General features: G+C 61.5%; 20 protein-coding genes. 11 read left to right on the top strand and 9 right to left on the bottom strand.

What is annotated here, in order from left to right; all coding sequences use genetic code 11:
- Positions 1–6: 6 nt before the first annotated feature.
- Complete coding sequence (gene tlpA / locus J2046_RS17270; protein WP_210053863.1) at positions 7–669, bottom strand: thiol:disulfide interchange protein TlpA; 663 nt, start codon at positions 667–669, stop codon at positions 7–9.
- Positions 670–693: 24 nt separating this feature from the next.
- On the opposite strand from tlpA, the gene argH reads away from it, so the two are divergent.
- The 4 genes from argH (at position 694) to J2046_RS17250 (ending at position 6,512) form a co-directional block, all read left to right on the top strand.
- Complete coding sequence (gene argH / locus J2046_RS17265) at positions 694–2,097, top strand: argininosuccinate lyase (protein ID WP_210053862.1); 1,404 nt, start codon at positions 694–696, stop codon at positions 2,095–2,097.
- Between the two features lie 88 nt (positions 2,098–2,185).
- The gene (gene lptM, locus J2046_RS17260) at positions 2,186–2,395 is read left to right on the top strand and encodes an LPS translocon maturation chaperone LptM (protein ID WP_210053860.1); all 210 of its coding nucleotides are present in this window, start codon (positions 2,186–2,188) and stop codon (positions 2,393–2,395) included.
- A 16-nt stretch (positions 2,396–2,411) separates the two neighbouring features.
- Entirely contained in the window at positions 2,412–3,680 is a 1,269-nt protein-coding gene (gene lysA, locus J2046_RS17255; RefSeq protein WP_210053858.1) for a diaminopimelate decarboxylase, read from the top strand.
- 135 nt (positions 3,681–3,815) lie between these two features.
- Positions 3,816–6,512: a TIGR02302 family protein gene (locus tag J2046_RS17250; protein ID WP_210053856.1), complete on the top strand. Its 2,697-nt coding sequence runs from the start codon at positions 3,816–3,818 to the stop codon at positions 6,510–6,512.
- 190 nt (positions 6,513–6,702) lie between these two features.
- Here J2046_RS17250 and J2046_RS17245 read toward each other — a convergent pair whose 3' ends face one another.
- The 3 genes from J2046_RS17245 to J2046_RS17235 all read right to left on the bottom strand — a co-directional run bounded on the left by J2046_RS17245 (position 6,703) and on the right by J2046_RS17235 (position 8,438).
- Complete coding sequence (locus J2046_RS17245; RefSeq protein WP_210053854.1) at positions 6,703–7,062, bottom strand: response regulator; 360 nt, start codon at positions 7,060–7,062, stop codon at positions 6,703–6,705.
- A gap of 116 nt (positions 7,063–7,178) precedes the next feature.
- Positions 7,179–7,721, bottom strand: coding sequence for a hypoxanthine phosphoribosyltransferase (gene hpt, locus J2046_RS17240; RefSeq protein WP_037157097.1), 543 nt, complete (start codon positions 7,719–7,721; stop codon positions 7,179–7,181).
- Between the two features lie 60 nt (positions 7,722–7,781).
- Positions 7,782–8,438: a hypothetical protein gene (locus J2046_RS17235; RefSeq protein ID WP_210053852.1), complete on the bottom strand. Its 657-nt coding sequence runs from the start codon at positions 8,436–8,438 to the stop codon at positions 7,782–7,784.
- Between the two features lie 205 nt (positions 8,439–8,643).
- Here J2046_RS17235 and ftsE point away from each other — a divergent pair, with 205 nt between their 5' ends.
- The 4 genes from ftsE (at position 8,644) to J2046_RS17215 (ending at position 12,033) form a co-directional block, all read left to right on the top strand.
- On the top strand, positions 8,644–9,303 hold the full coding sequence (gene ftsE, locus J2046_RS17230; protein WP_210053850.1) for a cell division ATP-binding protein FtsE: 660 nt from the start codon (positions 8,644–8,646) through the stop codon (positions 9,301–9,303).
- The gene (locus J2046_RS17225; protein WP_037157093.1) at positions 9,296–10,351 is read left to right on the top strand and encodes a cell division protein FtsX; all 1,056 of its coding nucleotides are present in this window, start codon (positions 9,296–9,298) and stop codon (positions 10,349–10,351) included. Before ftsE ends, J2046_RS17225 begins: the two co-directional genes overlap by 8 nt.
- Positions 10,352–10,415: 64 nt before the next feature.
- Positions 10,416–11,147 (top strand): YdcF family protein, encoded by a 732-nt coding sequence (locus J2046_RS17220; protein WP_210053848.1) that lies wholly within the window; start codon positions 10,416–10,418, stop codon positions 11,145–11,147.
- 94 nt (positions 11,148–11,241) lie between these two features.
- Positions 11,242–12,033 carry a lysophospholipid acyltransferase family protein gene (locus tag J2046_RS17215; protein ID WP_210053846.1) on the top strand — a complete coding sequence of 264 codons (792 nt, stop codon included), beginning with the start codon at positions 11,242–11,244 and terminating at the stop codon, positions 12,031–12,033.
- Here J2046_RS17215 and J2046_RS17210 read toward each other — a convergent pair.
- Entirely contained in the window at positions 12,018–12,554 is a 537-nt protein-coding gene (locus J2046_RS17210; protein WP_210053844.1) for a gamma-glutamylcyclotransferase, read from the bottom strand. The two genes, J2046_RS17215 and J2046_RS17210, sit on opposite strands and share 16 nt — an antisense overlap.
- Before the next feature lie 66 nt (positions 12,555–12,620).
- On the opposite strand from J2046_RS17210, the gene J2046_RS17205 reads away from it, so the two are divergent.
- A complete protein-coding gene (locus J2046_RS17205) occupies positions 12,621–13,625 on the top strand; it encodes a DUF2125 domain-containing protein (protein ID WP_210053842.1) in 1,005 nt (334 codons plus the stop codon).
- Positions 13,626–13,634: 9 nt separating this feature from the next.
- Here J2046_RS17205 and J2046_RS17200 read toward each other — a convergent pair whose 3' ends face one another.
- From J2046_RS17200 to J2046_RS17190, 3 genes are all read right to left on the bottom strand, one after another.
- Positions 13,635–14,564, bottom strand: coding sequence for a prephenate/arogenate dehydrogenase family protein (locus tag J2046_RS17200; protein ID WP_210053840.1), 930 nt, complete (start codon positions 14,562–14,564; stop codon positions 13,635–13,637).
- The gene (hisC, locus tag J2046_RS17195; protein ID WP_210053838.1) at positions 14,561–15,670 is read right to left on the bottom strand and encodes a histidinol-phosphate transaminase; all 1,110 of its coding nucleotides are present in this window, start codon (positions 15,668–15,670) and stop codon (positions 14,561–14,563) included. The genes J2046_RS17200 and hisC overlap by 4 nt, the downstream gene beginning before the upstream one ends.
- A gap of 174 nt (positions 15,671–15,844) precedes the next feature.
- Positions 15,845–16,585: a class I SAM-dependent methyltransferase gene (locus tag J2046_RS17190; protein ID WP_210053836.1), complete on the bottom strand. Its 741-nt coding sequence runs from the start codon at positions 16,583–16,585 to the stop codon at positions 15,845–15,847.
- Between the two features lie 80 nt (positions 16,586–16,665).
- Between J2046_RS17190 and gloB the strand changes: the two genes are divergently transcribed.
- Positions 16,666–17,436, top strand: a complete 771-nt coding sequence (gloB, locus tag J2046_RS17185) for a hydroxyacylglutathione hydrolase (protein ID WP_210053834.1) — start codon at positions 16,666–16,668, stop codon at positions 17,434–17,436.
- Positions 17,437–17,853 carry a cupin domain-containing protein gene (locus J2046_RS17180; protein WP_210053832.1) on the top strand — a complete coding sequence of 139 codons (417 nt, stop codon included), beginning with the start codon at positions 17,437–17,439 and terminating at the stop codon, positions 17,851–17,853.
- 8 nt (positions 17,854–17,861) lie between these two features.
- Here the strand turns inward: J2046_RS17180 and J2046_RS17175 are convergent, their stop codons facing one another.
- On the bottom strand, positions 17,862–18,512 hold the full coding sequence (locus tag J2046_RS17175; RefSeq protein ID WP_210053830.1) for a lysoplasmalogenase family protein: 651 nt from the start codon (positions 18,510–18,512) through the stop codon (positions 17,862–17,864).
- Between the last annotated feature and the right edge of the window lies 1 nt (position 18,513).

The following is an 18,513-nucleotide window of genomic DNA, read 5'->3' as shown; positions in this document are numbered from 1 at the left end:
ACAGGACTATTTCGCAGCCGTGATCAGCGCCTTGGCGTCCGGGCTGTCCCAGGCCGCCGGACCGTTCATGGCCGAGATCAGGCAGCCCTTTTTGTCCATGATCAGCGTCACCGGCAGGCCGAAGGCGAGGCCCTCTTTTTTCAAGCTATTGAAGACGCCCATCGAACTGTCGCGATAATAGCCAAGCTGATCGACACCGTATTCGACGAGGAACGCCTTCGGCTTTTCGTCACCGCCCGTGTCGATATTGACAGCCACGACCTCGAAATCCGCGTCGCCCATCTCCTTCTGAAGTGCGTTCAGCGCCGGCATTTCTTCGCGGCAGGGACCGCACCAGGTGGCCCACAGATTGAGAAGCACGGTCTTGCCGGCGAAATCGGCGGTCTTGAGGTCCCTTCCGTCAGGGCCTTTGAAAGCGAGATCGAGCGGCCGAGGCGGCTGCGCGGCGACCATGGCGGCAACCTGACCCCTGGAGAACTGCGAGACGGACTTCACCTTCTCGACCGCGCCCTCGCAGGCGCCGGATGATCCCGCCAACAGGGCATCCTCACCATTGCCAGACCCCATATTCCTCACGTATACCGCCACGGCGCCGGCGAGAATTCCGAGAACGGCGGCAATCACGATCAACCGGGCGGAAGGAAGGCCGAAAGGTCTTTTGGTCGTCATCAACTACTCCAGGACTTAGGCACCATGACCGAGGGCACGAAGGACGCGGCATCTTCCAACCAGATGTGGGGCGGGCGCTTCGCTTCGGGACCGGACGCGATCATGGAGGAGATAAATGCCTCGATCGGTTTCGACAAGAAGCTCTATGCCCAGGATATCCGCGGCTCTATAGCGCATGCGACCATGCTGGCGGAGAAAGGCATCATTTCTAGCGAAGATAAAGACAAGATCTTGTCCGGCCTGAACACGATCATGTCAGAGATCGAGAGCGGAAAGTTCGAATTCTCCAGAAAGCTCGAGGACATCCACATGAACATCGAGGCGCGGCTGGCCACCTTGATCGGTTCCGCCGCCGGCCGCCTGCATACCGCCCGCTCCCGCAACGACCAAGTGGCGCTCGATTTCCGCCTGTGGGTCAAGGAAGAGCTCGCCAAGACCGAGCGGATGCTGACTGACCTGATCGCCGCCTTTTTGGATCGCGCAGAAGAGCATGCCGAAACGGTCATGCCGGGCTTCACGCATCTGCAGACCGCCCAACCGGTGACCTTCGGCCATCACTGCATGGCCTATGTGGAAATGTTCGGCCGTGACCGCGCCCGCGTGCGCCACGCGATCGACCATCTCGACGAAAGCCCGATCGGCGCTGCCGCACTCGCAGGCACCGGATTCCCGATCGACCGCCACATGACGGCCAAGGCGCTCGGCTTCCGCGAGCCGACCCGCAACTCGATCGACACCGTTTCCGACCGCGATTTCGCGCTGGAATTCCTGTCCGTTGCCGCAATCTGCGCCGTGCACCTCTCCCGCCTTGCCGAAGAGATCGTCATCTGGTCGACGCCGCAATTCGGCTTCGTGCGTCTCTCGGACGCGTTTTCGACCGGCTCCTCGATCATGCCGCAGAAGAAGAACCCGGATGCGGCCGAACTGGTGCGCGCCAAGACCGGCCGCATCAACGGCTCGCTGGTGGCGCTTCTGACCGTCATGAAGGGCCTGCCGCTCGCCTATTCCAAGGACATGCAGGAAGACAAGGAACAGGTCTTCGACGCCGCCGAGAACCTCGAACTCGCGATCGCCGCCATGACCGGCATGATGCGCGATATGACGATCCGCGCCGACCGGATGCGCGCCGCTGCCGGTTCCGGTTATTCGACCGCGACCGACCTTGCCGACTGGCTGGTGCGTGAAGCCGGCCTGCCCTTCCGCGACGCCCATCATGTCACCGGCCGCGCGGTGGCTCTGGCCGAGCAAAAGGGCTGCGAACTGGCCGGGCTCTCGCTCGAGGAGCTCCAGTCGATCAACTCCGCGATCACGGAAAAAGTCTTCGATGTGCTATCGGTCGATGCCTCGGTCGCCAGCCGCACGAGCTTCGGCGGCACCGCGCCTTCGGAAGTGAGGAAGCAGATCGCCTGGTGGCGCGCCCGCAACTGAGATCAATTGATGCCGGAATGACACTGCACAAGCGAGTGGAACTTCGCTATGACAGTTCCCTCAAGCCGTGCCGAAGAAGGTCAAGAGAATGTCGAAACCCCTGGTGAATATTGCCCGCATAGCGTTTGTGCTGAGCCTTGCCGGCATCGTCGTCGCGGGCTGCGGCCGCAAGGGCGATCTCGACCGCCCGAGCACGCCGGTGGAACAGCAGAACATCCGCAAGGTCACCAGGCCGGGTGAGCAGAAGAAACCGGAGCCTGTCGCCGACAAGCCCTTCGTGCTCGACCCGCTTCTTTGATTTTTCGAGTTTTGACGTGAACCATTTCCACTATATCGACGGCGTCCTGCACGCCGAAAACGTGCCGATCCCGGAGATCGCAAAGGCTGTCGGCACGCCCTTCTACGTCTATTCCACCGCGACGCTGGAGCGCCATTACAAGGTCTTCGCCCAGGCTTTTGCCGACGTGGACACCATGATCTGCTATGCGATGAAGGCGAATTCCAACCAGGCGGTGCTCAAGACACTGGGACGTCTTGGCGCAGGTGTAGACGTGGTTTCCGGCGGCGAACTGCGCCGCGCGCTGGCGGCCGGCATTCCTGCGAGCCGTATCATGTTCTCCGGCGTCGGCAAGACGGTGCAGGAAATGGATCTCGCGCTGGAAGCCGGCATCTACTGCTTCAACGTCGAATCGGAGCCGGAACTGGAAGTGCTCAACCTGCGCGCCCGAAAGATGGGAAAGAAGGCGCATGTTTCCTTCCGCATCAATCCGGACGTCGACGCCCGCACCCACGCGAAGATTTCCACTGGCAAGAAGGAAAACAAGTTCGGCATTTCCTACGAACGCGCCCGTGACGTCTACGCCCATGCCGCGACCCTGCCCGGTATCGAGGTGACCGGCATCGACATGCACATAGGCAGCCAGATCACCGAGCTTGAGCCATTCGACGATGCCTTCCGGCTGCTCCGTGAGCTCGTCGACACGCTGCGGGCCGACGGTCATCGCATCGACCACGTGGATATCGGCGGAGGCCTGGGCATCCCCTATAAGGACGACAACAACCCGCCGCCGCTTCCCGACGCCTATGCCGATACGGTCAAGCGCCAGCTCCGCTCGCTGAACTGCAGGATCGTTACCGAGCCCGGCCGCCTGATTGTCGGCAATGCCGGCATTCTGGTGACCGAGGTCATCTATGTGAAGGATAGCGGCGAGAAGAGTTTCGTGATCGTCGACGGCGCGATGAACGACCTGATCCGCCCGACGCTTTACGACGCCTATCACATGATCCGCCCCGTCATCGTGCCCTCTGCCGATGCCCCCCGCATCAAGGCCGATGTTGTCGGTCCGGTCTGCGAGACCGGCGACTATCTGGCGCTCGACCGTGAAATGGCGGCGCCGAAGCCGGGCGACCTGATCGCCGTCGCGTCGGCCGGTGCCTATGGGGCCGTCCAGGCGGGAACCTATAACTCCCGCCTGCTGGTGCCGGAAGTCCTGGTGAAGGGCAGCGAATTCCACGTCGTGCGCCCGCGCGGCACCTATGAAGAGCTTATCGGTCTCGATTCTGTGCCCGCATGGCTGGCGTGACGGGTTAACATCCGTTCACTTTTCGGGGAAAGACCGGAAAATTTGGGGGGTGAAACGCCCCCTGCCCTCGTCTTCGCCACAAAGATCGTTATCGTTAAAGCTTGATTTGCGCCGCCACGACTGGAGACGGACCGCATGAGCTTCATCCGCAAAGGTGCCTTCGAATCGCATCCTGCGCTTGCGCGCCGTGTCGCGCTGAAGCGCTCCTTCGCGCGGATCGTTCTGTTTTTCGAGCGGATTTTGCCGCTGTTGCTGCCGCCCCTGGGGATAGCAGCGCTCTTCCTGTCAGTCGCCTGGTTCGGGATCTTTCGCATTGCGCCGGATTGGGTGCGCTGGGTTCTGCTCGGCGGCTTCTCCCTTGCCTTTCTTTACTCCATCCTTCCCTTCGGCCGGTTGCGCTGGCCGGCCTCGGAAGAGGCCGACCGTCTTCTCGAAGACCGCAACAACCTGCCTCACCAGCCGGTCGGCGTGCAGGAGGATGAGCCGGCCTTTGAGACGCCCATCTCCAGGGCGCTCTGGAAGGAACATCAGATCCGCATGGCTGAACGCATCGCCGCCCTCGATGCCGGCCTGCCGCAGCCCGATATCGCCAGGCATGACCGCTTCGCGCTGCGCGCCGTCCCGGCGCTCGTCTTTGCAATCGCGCTCGGTTACTCCTTCTCGAACGGCGGCGGCTCGCCGGCCGATGCGTTCCGCGCGGCTCCGCCTGCACCGAGCGTCAATCCCGACCTGCGCATCGACGCCTGGCTGACGCCGCCTTCCTATACCGGCCGCGCACCGGTGTTCCTGACCGGTCGCGAGGTGAACGCCGGGGTCAATACCGTATCCATCCCCCAGAACTCCGCACTCACCGTGCGCGTCACCGGCGGCGAAGGTGGCGAAGCGGTGATCTTCGCACCGAAGGCAGGCGGGGAGGAGGTTACGCTCATCACCGAGGAGGCCAAAAAGGCCGCCGAAGCTTCGGCCGGACAGCCGCGGCCGAATGGTGCACAAACAACGGAGCAGGCTCCGGCCCAACCGGCACAGCCGCAGATAAACCAGCAGATGCCGCCGCGTACCTATGCGCTCAACATCGCCGAGAGCGGCAGCCTGACCGTAAACGGCCAGAGCTGGGCCTTCGAAGTCATTCCCGACCGCCCGCCGGAGATCGCCTTCGACGGACAGCCACGACGCTCCGTCAACGGTGCTCTTGAAATCGGCTTCACCGGTAAGGACGATTATGGCATCCGCGAAGCGCATGCGCTGATCGAGCCGGTTGAACAACAGGATCCGGCGGCAACCCCGCTCTATCCTCCGCCGGATTACAGGCTGAACCTGCCACGCCAGAACAGCCGCGAGGTCAAGGGTCTGACGAGCCGGAACCTGACCGAGCATCCGCTCGCCGGCAAGCGTGTCAGGGTCACGCTCGTCGCCAAGGATGGCGCCGGCCAGACAGGTCGAAGCCCTCCCCATGAAATGGTGCTGCCGGCCCGCGGTTTCTCCGAACCGCTTGCAGCAGCCGTCGCGGAGGAACGCCAGGTCTTCGCACTCGACACACGTCAGATGCCGCGCGCCATCGCGCTCAATGAAGCGCTGGCGATCCGTCCTGACGAGACCATCCCGAATCTCGCCCATTTCCTGCTGATCCGTTCGGCGCAGGAACGCATGAAGCTTTCCCGCACCGAAGAACAGCTCAAAGACACCGCCGATTATCTCTGGGAAATAGCGATCGGCATCGAGGATGGCGATCTGTCGCTCGCTGAACGCCGGCTGCGCGATGCGCAGCGCAATCTTGCCGAAGCACTTGAGAACAAAGCCTCGGATGAGGAGATCGCCCGTCTGATGAAGGAACTGCGCGAAGCCATGCAGCAGTTCATGAATGAGCTTGCCCAGCGGATGCAGAACGCCCCGCAGGCGCCGAACAACATGCAGGCCCAGAACGTCATCCGCCAACGCGATCTGCAGAATATGATGGACCAGATCGAAAACCTCGCCCGGTCAGGCAATCGCGATGCCGCCCAGCAGCTCCTCTCCGAAATGCAGCGGATGATGAACAATCTGCAGGCCGGGCGCATGCAGCGCGGGCAGCAGAGCCAACAGCAGAACAGCCAGATGCGTCAGCAGATCGACAAGCTCGGCGAGATCATGCAGGAACAGCAGCGGCTGATGGACCAGACCTTCAAGCTGGACCAGGCGCTGCGCGACCGTATGCAGCGCGGCGATCCGAACCAGCAGCCCAACGAGCAGGGCCAACAGCAAGACCAGCAGCAGCAAGGCCAACAACAAGGTCAGCAGGGGCAACAGGGCCAGCAGAATACCGACCAGATGACGGCCGAACAGCTTCGCGAGGCGCTGAAAAACCTCCGGGCGCAACAGGATGGCCTCGGCAAAAAGCTGGAAGAGTTGCAAAAGGGCCTGAAGGACCTCGGCATGCAGCCTGGCGAAGGCTTTGGCGAAGCACAGCGCGAAATGGGCAATGCCGGCCGTGCGCTTGGCGAAGGCCAGGGCGAGCAGGCAGTCCAGGGTCAGGGCAACGCGCTTAGTGCGCTGCGTCAGGGCGCCCAGAATATGATGCAGCAGATGATGCAGGCCATGCAGCAGGGCCAGGGGCAAGGTCAGGACCGCGGCCCGGGTGAGAATATGTCGTCGCAAGGCGGCCAGAACGGCCGCGACCCGCTTGGCCGGCCACGCGCCACGTCAGGCCCGGATTTCGGCGATCAAGTGAAGGTGCCGGACGAGATCGACGTGCAGCGCGCCCGCGAGATCCTTGAAGCGATCCGCGAAAGACTCGGCAACGCGCTCTCGGGCGAGACCGAACGGCAATACCTGGAGCGGCTGCTGGATATAAGGTAGCGGAGAAGATTATCCCCTCACCAACAAAATCCACGGCTTAGCTTCCCAAGATCATGATTTGTGAACGCGGCAGCCTGCCTCTCCTCTTGCGGAGAGGTAGCAATTCAAGACCTTAGCTGAAAGCTAAGTGTTAGAAATTGCACGGTGAGAAGATCGAACAGATGATCGACTGCGTCACCTCATGCCGCCCTCAGGCCGCCAGCGCTGCGGCGACGGCCTTGCGGATGTCCGGAAGGGCGAACGGCTTTTGCACGACGTCGACGATCCTGGCAGTAAGATCATCGGCGCGCTCGCGCTGTTCGGCATACCCGGTCATCAGCAGGATCTTGAGGCCCGGGAACTTAACGGAAGCCTGATGCGCCAGCTCGATTCCGTCCATGACCGGCATGCGGATATCGGAAAGCAGCAAATCGAAAGGGCCCTGGCTCAGCTTTTCGAGACCCTCGGCGCCGTCACCTGCTTCATGTGTCTCATGACCGTCGAGACGAAGCGCTCGCGCGACGAAGCTGCGGAGCGTATCCTCGTCCTCGGTAATCAGGATCTTTGCCATAGCGATCATCGCTCCCTGTCGTGTTTCATATCGGGAGCAACTCACCAGAGTTTCCTTGTCGAGGAGTAAATATTGGCCTTTACTGGGCTGTGATGGTTAACACCTTGCCACCAGGTTCACGCATCACCGGTGACGACACCGACGAAAGGCAATTCACGGAAGGCATAGGCAACATCCATGCCGTAACCGACCACGAAATAATCCGGACATTCGAAGCCTACATAATCCGCCTCCAGCGCCTCCTTGCGCTTCACGCGCTTGTCGAGCAGCACGGCAATCGAGACGTGGCGGGCGCCACGCTCGTAGAGCATCTCCTTGGCGAAAAGCAATGTGCGGCCGGATTCAAGGATATCGTCGATCAGCAGCACGTCGCGATCCTTCACGTCGCTGTCGATGTCCTTCACGATACGCACGCCCTGTGAAACCGTGCCGGCGCCGTAGCTCGACAGGGTGATGAACTCCACCTCAGGCGCAAGGCCGACATCATGCAGCGCCCGCAGAAGATCGGCAGCGAAGATGAACGAGCCCTTGAGGATGGCGATGACAAGCAGATCCTTGGTCGGGCCGACAGCGATTTCGGCAGCCATGGCCCGGTTGCGTTCGGCGATCTGTTCGGCGGTATAAAGCGGCTCAATGGTCTTGCCGCGCACGACGGGCATGAGGTTCTCCGTGTCCGTTAAAGCGCTGCGATAGCACAAACGGCCGGAAAATAAAAAGGCTTACGCGCCCCGTTCGGCAAGCGAAAGCCGGAGGTCCGGCAGTTTTCCACCAGGATGCGGTACGCGCGCCGAAAAGCCCCGGCTCTGGCCGCCAGCAATCGCGGAGGCAGGAGGCGAGATCAATGTGCTCGCAACCAGCTCTTCGCCGGACACCAGATCCGCGCGGATCGACGGCATGACGCGGCTGTCGCCACTGCGGTTCTCCACAATTCCGTTGATCAGCAGCACGCGCATGCCGTTGGCGTCCTGTGGTGTCATGGTGACATGCGTGATGTCGAATGCCGGGCCTGCTGGAGCCGCTTCCGATCCGTTCAAAAGGAAAGAGAAGCCGCCTGCGAGGCTGAAAACCGTGACGAAGACGACCGCAACGACAGCCGAGAAGAAATCGGCGGATAGGCGCGACAAGGCGCGTTCGCCCGCCGCGACTATCCGCTGCAGGAATGGTTCGGCATTGACAGCAGATCCTAGGTGGTGACGGTTGTCGTTATGCGAGCGCGGCTTTGAAGCGCGATGGGAAACATCACGAACCGTGACGAACTGAGCGTCGATGACTTCGCCGCGACGTTGCCTTACCCGTCCCGCCCGGCCTGGATGATCCGGCGGCAGGATGTCCATGCGGATAACCGTCTTGCCCTGCTGGCTGTGGAACGTGCTCATGGGGCCTCTTCGGCCCGTTTTCCCCGATGTTCGGGGTTGCGGGCATTGAAACGAATCCCGCTCAGTCGTAAATTTAAATGGTTAATGCTTCGCAAACGCGACCCGAAATTAGCCCTTTTTACGCGCGTGATTTACCGTCCGTTTACCCGGGTCGTTAAGAGATAACGATCACCAGAAATCTGAAGGCGAGAGACTGGGTCACCCATTGATTCATTTCGAAAATGTCGGCCTGCGCTACGGGATGGGTCCGGAAATTCTCCGGGACATGACCTTTGACATCCCCAAGCGGTCGTTCCAGTTCCTGACGGGACCGTCCGGCGCGGGCAAGACTACGCTTCTGCGTCTGCTCTTCATGTCGCTGCACCCGACCCGCGGTATCATCCGTATGTTCGGGCGGGACCTGTCGCAGATTCCGCGTGCCGAACTCCCCATGTTGCGCCGGCGTGTCGGCATCGTCTTCCAGGATTTCCGTCTGCTCGACCATCTCACGACCTATGAAAACGTGGCGCTGCCGCTGCGCGTCCGCGGCAAAGAGGAAAACTCCTATCGCAATGATGTGATCGAACTCCTGAAATGGGTGGGACTTGGTGAGCGTATCAATGTGCTGCCGCCGGTGCTTTCCGGCGGAGAGAAACAGCGTGCCGCAATCGCCCGGGCGCTGATGGACCGGCCGGAAATCCTGCTGGCCGACGAGCCGACGGGCAATGTCGATCCGCCGATGGCGCGGCGGCTCCTCAGTCTCTTCCTGGAACTCAACCGGCTCGGCACCGCGGTGGTGATCGCCACCCACGATCTAGGTCTGATGGATCAGGTGGATGCGCGACGGATGATCCTGACGGAAGGGCGGCTCGACATCTATGAATGAGCTTGGCCAAAAAATCCTGAAGGCGGCGAAGGCGACCAGGGCCGGCAGGCAGCCGGAACCGGCGCCGCCCACCCAACAACAGCCACGCCGGGCGGAAATGCGGGTGAGACCCACCGCTCCGATCCTGCCGCCCTCCAATATCCAGGGCAATGCGCTGATGGTGGTGATCGCCATCATGGCGTTCCTCGCCTGTCTGACATTTGGCGCGGTCACCATGGTCAGGGCGACCGCCGCAGGCTGGCAGAGCCAGATCTCCCGTGAGATAACCATCCAGATCAAGCCCGAAGAAGGGCTCGATATGGACGCGGCGCTGAAGAAGGCCCGCGAGCTGGCGCTCACCTTCGTCGGCACCCGCGAAGGCACGATCATGGACGAGGATGCGACCGCCCGGCTGCTCGAACCCTGGCTTGGCACCGGATTGAACCTCGACGAACTGCCGGTGCCGCGCCTTGTCATCATCACCATCGACGAACAAAATCCTCCGGATTTCGCGGCCATGCGCGACCTCCTGAAGACGGAGGTACCGCAAGCCTTTCTGGATGATCACCGCACCTGGGTGGACCGCCTGGTCTCCATGGCCCAGACGACGGTACTGATCGGAACCGGGGTCCTGATACTGGTCTTCACGGCAATGATCCTCACGGTCGTCTTCGCAACGCGGGGAGCGTTGTCCGGCAACCGTCATATCGTCGAGGTGTTGCATTTCGTCGGTGCGGAGAGTTCCTTCGTGGCAGGCGAATTTCAGAAGCATTTCCTCAAGATCAGCATCAAGGGCTCGGCCGCCGGAGGCGTGCTGGCGGCGGCTTTGTTCGCTGCTGCCAACATGTGGCAGGCCAATTCGCTGGCGACACCGGAAAGCGATCAGGCAACCGCTCTCTTCGGCTCCTTCACAATCGGCATCACCGGCTATCTCGGCATTTTCGCGACGATGATCGTGATTGCGTTGCTGACAACGCTGACGGCCCGGTTCACCGTCATGCGCACGATCGACGAGATCGACCTCATACGGTCCGATCCGGCGCGCTCCGATGGAGCGCCATCTTCTTGAACCGGGCTTCCTCCCCTTATAGGCTGGTCCTGTTCTCGCCACGAATCTCCGGCTAAGCACGATCATGACACCGGCACAGATGACACCCGACAATGGAGCAGACGGCAAGCCGAACCGTCCGCCCGCCGGCTTGTTTTCCCGCAAGGGCCGGCTGCGCTGGGTTGCGCGCCGCGTCATCATGGCGGGCGTCCTGTTCGTGGCCGTGCTGTTCGGCGGTTTCCTGTGGTTTGCGAATTCCGTCACATCGCTCAAGGCACCGGATGGCGTGAAGGCAGACGCGATCGTTGTGTTGACCGGCGGCTACCTGCGCATCGAGCAGGCGCTCGGTCTCCTGAGGGATGGTGCCGGCCAACGGCTTCTGATCTCCGGCGCCCATCCCTCCACAACACCGAACCAGATCCGCAAGGTAACCCAGGCCTCGCTGGACCTCTTCGCCTGCTGCGTTGACATCGGCTATGACGCGATCGACACGATCGGCAATGCCAATGAGATCAACCGCTGGATCCATGACCACGGCTACAGGTCCGTGCTGGTCGTGACCAACAATTACCATATGCTGCGCAGCCTGCACGAGCTGCGCCGCGCCGATCCGGTGACCGAATTCATCCCCTATCCGGTGGTCAATTCCGACCTCACCCGCAAGGCATGGTTCGCCGAACCGGACGTGTTGCGCACCATGCTCGCAGAATATGGCAAGGTCGTCCTGGCGACCGTGCGCGATTGGATCGGCATCGAGCGGGGCACCGGGCTGCGCACGGAAGCGGCCACCAAGACGGCGGCCAAGCCGGAGCCCTGACAGTCATTCGCGTCCATGAAGCCGCCGACACAAGGTGCTTTTTTCGAAAGCCGATCTCGTGTAGGCAACGGCTGTCCAAAAGGAACTTCCATTCATGCTTCTGATACGCTCGGTTCTTTTCAACACGGCTTTTTATACGAATCTCATTATTCGCATGATCGTGCTGAGTCCGATCTATTTTCTGATGCCGCGCAAGGCCGCCTATCGGATTCCGAAAGCCTGGGCCGCTTCCTGCAACTGGCTGATGGCGAAGATCGTAGGAGCCACGTTCGAGATCGAGGGTTTGGAGAACGTACCGGAGGGCGGTTGCATCTTCGCGCCGAAGCATCAGTCCGCATGGGACACGGTAGCCCTTCTGCCCTATCAGAGGGACCCGGTCTACATCCTGAAGCGAGAGCTCATGTGGATTCCGCTGTTCGGCTGGTATGCGATGAAGCAGCGCATGATTCCGGTCAATCGCGGCGCCCGCGGCAAGATCATGATCGACGTGATGAAGCGCACCCGGGAGGAAATGGCAAACGGCCGCCAGCTTATCATCTACCCCGAAGGCACACGTCGCCCTCCGGGAGCCGAACCCCAATACCGATACGGCATCGCCCGCATCTATCGCGACGTGCAAGTCCCCGTGGTACCCGTCGTCGCCCATTGGGGCCTGTTCTGGGGCCGCCGCAAGCTGATCAAGCATCCCGGCCATTTCAAGGTGCGCATCCTGCCGCCGATCGCGCCCGGCATGGATCCGGATGCTTTCTACGCCCATCTCGTCGAGACGATGGAGCGCGAGAGCGACAAGCTGCTGATCGAGACTATCGAAGCCAATCCGCATCTGCCGCTACCGCCCACGGCGGTAAGACGCCTGGCGGAGCTGAAAGCTCAGACCGCGGCTTGAAGGCGTGCCGCCACGGAAGCTCCCACGCCTTCCAGCCAATGATCGCGGATGCGCATCTCCTTCAGGTGCGCGAGCGTGTTGAAGACGTAGGCATCGTTGGGTCCAGACTGGCCGACGGACGTACGGACGATTTCGGCCGCCTCCTCGACGCCGAGCGCACCGGCATATTGCACATGCTGACGATCGACCACATAGCCGACCGCCCTCGCCTGCCGCCCGTCGCCGAGCAACACGGGCAGCATTTTTTCCCTGTAAACATTGGTAACAAGCTCGCGACGTCGCAGGTAATCGAGGACATCCTCCCGATCGTCCCGGCTTATCCGGAAAGCGACGCCGCGGCACGAACCGCCACGATCAAGACCGAGCACCAGACCCGGCTTTTCCGGCGTACCGCGATGCACATACGACCATACACAGAGGGAACGGCGAAAGCCGAAGGCACGTGCGGTCAGTCTTTCCTCAAACGCAAAACCCGGATTCCACATCAGGGACCCGTAGCCAAACACCCAAAATTCGTCCATATCGCGCGCAACACCAATTCAATCAAACAGACTGGCCTTTCGTTTTCAGCACCATTGGAGAACATCATGGCAGCGTCAAGCCGAACTGGCGTCAGCGGAAAATTATGGCTACTCGCCTGCGGCATTGTGCTGGTGATCGCGCTCTACACCGCCGGCTGGTTCTATGCCGCATCGGCCCTGAGGGAACGGACCCTGACACTGCTCGGCAGCCAGGAGAAGAATGGCGTTTCCGCCGAATGTAGCGATGCGGAATATCGCGGCTATCCTTTCCGGATCGGCCTGTTCTGTTCGAAGGTCGCGATCGATGATCGGGTGAACGGCATCTCTGCCACCTTTGGCGCCCTGCGCTCCGCCGCTCAGGTCTACAATCCCGGCCATATCGTCTGGGAACTCAATTCGCCGGTGGAAGCCCGTACTGGCCACGGTCTTACGGTTTCGACTACCTGGGAGAATTTCCAGTCGAGCCTGATCACCAGACTTCGGGGCGTAGAGCGAACTTCGACGGTGATCGAGAATGCCAAGACCAGTGTCGTCTCATCTTCAACCGGCCAGGCTTTCGATATCAGCGCCACCCATACCGAAATCCATCTGCGCCAGAACGGCAGCGATCTCGATGCGGCCGTGACGCTCGAAGGCACGGATCTGATGATGAAGGACATGCCGCAGCTCCTGCCCCGGCTGACGGCCAATGTCGATCTGACGCTCAATGGTCGCGCCGGCATGATCGACGGCAGCGATCCGAACGGATTGGTTCTTTACGGCACGCAAGGTGAGATGCGCAGCCTGTCTGCCGATCTCGGCCAGGGCCGACTGATTACCGTTTCCGGACCCTTTTCCTTCGACGAACAAGGCTATCTCTCCGGGAAGCTGAGACTCAGGATCGAGCAGATTGATGCCTGGCGAAACAGTCTCGGAGAGGCCTTCCCAGAGATCGCTTCAACGCTCGAAACCGTCTCAAGGATGCTGTCGGCGCTGGGCGGCGGCAGGAACGCTTCGCTCGACCTCACCATCACCCGCGGCAAGGTCTTTGCTGGCGGCTTCATCCCGATCGGCGAAATCCCGCCGATCTGACCAGGACGTTCACTTCTTCTGATCCAGCGCGTGGCGGCCGAAATCCGGCGCATCGACATCCTGGCCGGCCTCGATGATCGAGCGACGGACGGCGCGGGTGCGGGTGAAAAGTTCGAACAGCTTGTCGCCCTCACCCCAGCGGATCGCCCGCTGCAACGAAGCAAGGTCTTCCGAGAAGCGCGCCAGCATTTCCAGGATCGCATCCTTGTTGTGCAAGCAGACGTCGCGCCACATGGTGGGGTCGGAAGCGGCAAGGCGGGTGAAATCGCGGAAGCCGGAAGCGGAATATTTGATGACTTCCGATTCCGTCACCGTTTCCAGATCGTCCGCCGTGCCGACGATGTTGTAGGCGATGATGTGCGGCAGATGCGAAACGATCGCCAGAACCTTGTCGTGATGTTGCGGATCCATCTCGTCGATGCGCGAGCCGAGCGCTGTCCAGAAGGCCTTGAGCCTGTCAAGCGCTGCCGGATCGGTGCCCGGCAGCGGCGTGAAGATGCACCAGCGGTCGCGGAACAGGCCTGGGAAGCCCGCGTCCGGACCGGACTTCTCCGTGCCCGCAAGCGGGTGACCGGGAATGAAATGCACGTTCTCAGGCACATGCGGCGCCATCTGGGCGATGACGGAAGCCTTGGTGGAGCCGACATCGGTGACAATGGCGCCAGGCTTCAAGCTATCGGCGATCTGCTTTGCGACCGCCTCCGACGCGCCGACCGGAACCGAGACGATCACCAGATCGGCATCCTTCACCGCTTCCGCAGCGGAGGCCAAATAACGGTTGCCGAGTTCCAGCTCCTCGGCGCGCTTGAGCGTTTCGGCGCTGCGGGTGGAGATCACCACCTCACGGGCAAGCCCGAGTTCCTTGACGTCACGCGCGATCGACGACCCGATGAGGCCAATCCCGATCAGCGCGATCCGGTCGAAATGCGGTTCCGTCATGCGCTCCTACCCATGAATTCGCCGAGCGCCTCGATGACGCCGTGATTGGCCTCTTCCGTGCCGATCGTCATGCGCAATGCGTTTGGGAAACCGTAACCCTTCACGGCCCGCAGGATATAACCACGGCTCGTCAGGAAGGCATCCGCCTCCGGCGCACGCTTGCCGTCCGCATCTGGGAAATGGATGAGGACGAAATTGGTGACGGACGGCGTTACCTTGAGGCCGATCGCCTCGAAAGCATGGGTGAGCTTGTCGAGCCACAGCGTGTTGTGTTCGACCGCCTTTTCAATGAAAGCCTGGTCGCGGATTGCAGCCGCACCCGCGGCAATCGCCGGCGCATTCATGTTGAACGGACCGCGGACGCGGTTCAACGCATCGAGGATACCGGCGGGACCGTACATCCAGCCGATGCGCAGCGCAGCAAGGCCGTAGACCTTCGAGAAGGTGCGGGTCATCACCACGTTGCGGTTGTTTGAAACCAGCTCAAGCCCCGCTTCGTAGTCGTTCTTGCGGACATATTCCGCGTAAGCGGCATCGAGAACGAGAATGACGTTCTTCGGCAGCCCCGCATGCAGGCGACGGATTTCCGCGACCGGGACATAAGTGCCGGTGGGGTTCCCGGGGTTGGCGATGAAGACCATCTTCGTCTTCTCGGTCACGGCGGCAAGGATCGCGTCGACATCGACCGTACAGTCCTTTTCCTTGACCTCGACCGGCCTGGCGCCTGCCCCCATGATCTGGATCTTGTAGACCAGGAAGCCGTGTTCGGTGATGATCGCTTCATCGCCCGATCCGAGATAGACATGGCAGAGCAGGCCGAGCAGTTCGTCGGACCCGTTGCCGCACATGATGTTCGCGACATTGAGGCCGTGCACGGAAGCAATCGCTTCGCGCAGCGCTAGCGCCTGGCCGTCCGGATAGAGTTCGAGATTGCCGGCGGCCTGTCTGAACGCCTCGACCGCTTTCGGGCTTGGCCCGAGCGGCGTTTCGTTGGAGGAGAGCTTGAAGACGCGCGCCACGCCCGGAGCATGTTCCTTGCCGGGCACATAGGCGGCAATATCCAGGATGCCTGGACGTGGAACGGGCTCACTCGTGACGATATTCATCGGATCAACCTTTTCGGAAATGCCTCAAGCGGCGATGATCTGAGTGGCATTAAAGCCGAAAACGGCCTTTGTCGAGGGGCGAGGAATGGTCGGTGCCGCCGACGAAATGCTCCGGTGGATCATTTCGAAAGACGAACGCCCTGATCCAAAGCGAAGTGCCGTCAGCGGGGGATGTCAGCGCATCCGCATCGTCTGTACGCCCTGCGGCGCCAGCACTGGCACAAACACGCGGCGGGAGGCACGCGCAGCGACCGGCAGACCCTGGTAGAGCCGCTTTTGCGCTTCAAGCACGATGACACCTGAAAAGACCGGCCAGAAGCGCCGCCCCATACGCTCGAAGACATGCCGGAGCTTCAAGACGATGCGGATCTTCGACGGTGGGAAAAACAACGCCTCGGCACTGGCCCCGGGCGTGAAATTCGTCTCGCGAAGCAGAGAGGTAAGCTGGCTGCGTGAATAGGGCCGGCCTGAACCGAATGGTGTATGTTCCATGCGCGCCCAGACGCCGCGCCGGTTCGGCACGACGATGACGAGGCGGCCGCCGGGCGCCAGCACCCGCCACAACTCCTTCAACGTCTCGTGCGGATTTTCCGCAAATTCCAGTGAATGCACCATGAGCACGCGATCGACGGAGGAGTCCGGCAGCGGCAATTCCTCATCGAAGACCAGCGCCGTTGAGGAGAGTTCTCCAACCGGCCAGTTTACCGCGCCCTGGCCTGCCGGCATGAAGGCGAAGGTACGCTCGGTATCGGCGCGGAACCGATCAAGATAGGGCACGGCGTAACCGAGCCCAACCAGCCGCTCTTCCGGCAGCCGCGCCCAAAGCGATGAAAGCGCCATCGCAATCGACTGCTCGGCGAGGTGGCCGAGCGGCGAGTGATAGAATTCGCGGAGATCAACGATATCGACGGACATCTGTCAGGCAAGTGGTTGGACTTCGAGGACGCAGCCCCTACATTGTCCCGCGAAGCGATTTGAGCAATAGGGGCGATGATATGAAACCACTGGAACTCGAAGTTTTTTCATGTCGAAGCGATAATTTCGGCGTCCTGGTCCACGATCCGGAAAGCGGGCTGACGGCTTCGATTGACGCGCCCGAAGAAAAGCCGATCCTCGACGCCGCCGAGCGCCGCGGCTGGAAAATCACCCATATCTTCACCACGCACCACCATACCGACCACGTCGAAGCCAATCTGGCGCTGAAGGAAAAATTCGGGCTCGACATAATCGGACCCTTCAACGAGGCGGTGGCGATCCCCGGGCTCGACAAGACCATGGCGGACGGCGACGAGTTCCAGTTCGGCGACCACTTCGTCCGCGTCATCGAGACGCCCGGCCATACCGCCGGCCACATCTGCTACCATTTCCCGGACGACAAGATCCTCTTTGCGGCCGACACGCTTTTCGCGCTCGGCTGCGGCCGCATCTTCGAACGCCCGGCGGCCGACATGTGGCATTCGCTGCAGAAACTCGCCGTCCTGCCGGACGAGACGGCGGTCTATTTCGGTCACGAATACACGCTGTCCAATGCCAGATTTGCGCTGACGATCGATGCGGACAATCCGCGCCTGCAGGCCCGAGCCAAGGAGATCGAGGAAATCCGCGCCGCAGGCAAGTTCACCATACCGACCACGATCGGGCTGGAGAAGGAAACCAATCCCTTCCTGCGTGCCGCCGATCCTGCCATCCGCCGCAATCTGCTGATGGAGGGCAAGTCCAATGAAGAGGTCTTTGCCGAAATCCGCAAGCGGAAGGATAATTTCTGAATGGATATCCAGGAGATAATCCGGGCACTGAACATGCAGCCTCATCCGGAAGGCGGCTGGTATGTCGAGACCTTCCGCGATGACAATGGCGGTGCCCGTGGTCATTCCACCGCGATCTACTACCTGCTTGAAGCCGGTCAGCGGTCCCACTGGCACCGGGTGCGCGACGCGGCGGAGGTCTGGCATTTCTACAACGGCGATCCACTGCTTCTTTCCATTTCCGATGGCACGACGACGGAAAAACTGACCCTCGGCGTCGATCTGGCGAAAGGCGAGCGGCCGCAGGCCGTGGTACCGGCGGATGCCTGGCAAGCGGCGGAACCGCTCGGCCGTTTCACGCTGGTCGGCTGCACGGTCGCGCCCGGGTTCGAGTTTTCAAGCTTCGAAATGGCCCAGCCCGGCTGGGAGCCGGGCTGACCTCCGCCTCAATAGGGGAGCCCGGCAATCGCCAGCGTAAAGACAAGCTGCGCGGCATAGTAGGTGCCCCATACGAAGGGCTTGAGCCTCTTCGTCATCGGATCTTTGGGCTTCACCAGAAATGTCTGGATGGCAAGCGCAGTATCCGACATCACGAACAGGATCGCACCCGCCGATGGCGGGACCGGCTTCAGCGCGACGGCCGACAACGCCATGGCGATAATCGCCACGGCATAAGCCGCGACCGGGATTGCGAGCGGTCCGGCCGGTCGCCAGAGCACGAGAAGCATCATCGCCATCAGTGTGACGAAGGTCCAGGCCGCGGTGTAACGCCAGGGGCTGGCAACGACCAATTCCGGCATGATCGACGGCCAGAAGCGCGCGATATAAGCGAGATGTGAAAGGAAAAAGGCCGAAAGACCGGCAAGGAAGGCACCTTCTCGATCATAGGCAAGAAAGGCATCCCCCAAGGCGCCGAGCGCAAGGGCCGCGACCAGGAGAAGCGGCGCCTGGATGAGCAGCGCGTAAATCGCAAGCAACAGGACGGGCGCAGTCTTCAGCGCAGCGCGCCAATGGCTTGAGCGCTTCTCAGGGCAACGGAAATAGAAAAGTGCAAGCGCAATCGACGCGGCAAGCACGACAGACAGAAGAACGGACATC

The sequence above is a fragment of the Neorhizobium petrolearium genome (assembly GCF_017873175.1).
Classification (GTDB): Bacteria; Pseudomonadota; Alphaproteobacteria; order Rhizobiales; family Rhizobiaceae; genus Neorhizobium; species Neorhizobium petrolearium.
The sequence above is the reverse complement of the archived record's forward strand: the minus strand, read 5'-3'. Positions and strand labels throughout refer to the sequence as shown.

Excerpts from the sequence above, each read along its gene's own strand:
- tlpA (WP_210053863.1), bottom strand. The coding sequence starts at position 669 with ATGACGACCAAAAGACCTTTCGGCCTTCCTTCCGCCCGGTTGATCGTG.
- argH (WP_210053862.1), top strand. The coding sequence starts at position 694 with ATGACCGAGGGCACGAAGGACGCGGCATCTTCCAACCAGATGTGGGGC.
- lptM (WP_210053860.1), top strand. The coding sequence starts at position 2,186 with ATGTCGAAACCCCTGGTGAATATTGCCCGCATAGCGTTTGTGCTGAGC.
- J2046_RS17250 (WP_210053856.1), top strand. The coding sequence starts at position 3,816 with ATGAGCTTCATCCGCAAAGGTGCCTTCGAATCGCATCCTGCGCTTGCG.
- J2046_RS17245 (WP_210053854.1), bottom strand. The coding sequence starts at position 7,062 with ATGGCAAAGATCCTGATTACCGAGGACGAGGATACGCTCCGCAGCTTC.
- hpt (WP_037157097.1), bottom strand. The coding sequence starts at position 7,721 with ATGCCCGTCGTGCGCGGCAAGACCATTGAGCCGCTTTATACCGCCGAA.
- J2046_RS17235 (WP_210053852.1), bottom strand. The coding sequence starts at position 8,438 with ATGAGCACGTTCCACAGCCAGCAGGGCAAGACGGTTATCCGCATGGAC.
- J2046_RS17225 (WP_037157093.1), top strand. The coding sequence starts at position 9,296 with ATGAATGAGCTTGGCCAAAAAATCCTGAAGGCGGCGAAGGCGACCAGG.
- J2046_RS17220 (WP_210053848.1), top strand. The coding sequence starts at position 10,416 with ATGACACCGGCACAGATGACACCCGACAATGGAGCAGACGGCAAGCCG.
- J2046_RS17215 (WP_210053846.1), top strand. The coding sequence starts at position 11,242 with ATGCTTCTGATACGCTCGGTTCTTTTCAACACGGCTTTTTATACGAAT.
- J2046_RS17210 (WP_210053844.1), bottom strand. The coding sequence starts at position 12,554 with ATGGACGAATTTTGGGTGTTTGGCTACGGGTCCCTGATGTGGAATCCG.
- J2046_RS17205 (WP_210053842.1), top strand. The coding sequence starts at position 12,621 with ATGGCAGCGTCAAGCCGAACTGGCGTCAGCGGAAAATTATGGCTACTC.
- J2046_RS17200 (WP_210053840.1), bottom strand. The coding sequence starts at position 14,564 with ATGACGGAACCGCATTTCGACCGGATCGCGCTGATCGGGATTGGCCTC.
- hisC (WP_210053838.1), bottom strand. The coding sequence starts at position 15,670 with ATGAATATCGTCACGAGTGAGCCCGTTCCACGTCCAGGCATCCTGGAT.
- J2046_RS17190 (WP_210053836.1), bottom strand. The coding sequence starts at position 16,585 with ATGTCCGTCGATATCGTTGATCTCCGCGAATTCTATCACTCGCCGCTC.
- gloB (WP_210053834.1), top strand. The coding sequence starts at position 16,666 with ATGAAACCACTGGAACTCGAAGTTTTTTCATGTCGAAGCGATAATTTC.
- J2046_RS17180 (WP_210053832.1), top strand. The coding sequence starts at position 17,437 with ATGGATATCCAGGAGATAATCCGGGCACTGAACATGCAGCCTCATCCG.
- J2046_RS17175 (WP_210053830.1), bottom strand. The coding sequence starts at position 18,512 with ATGTCCGTTCTTCTGTCTGTCGTGCTTGCCGCGTCGATTGCGCTTGCA.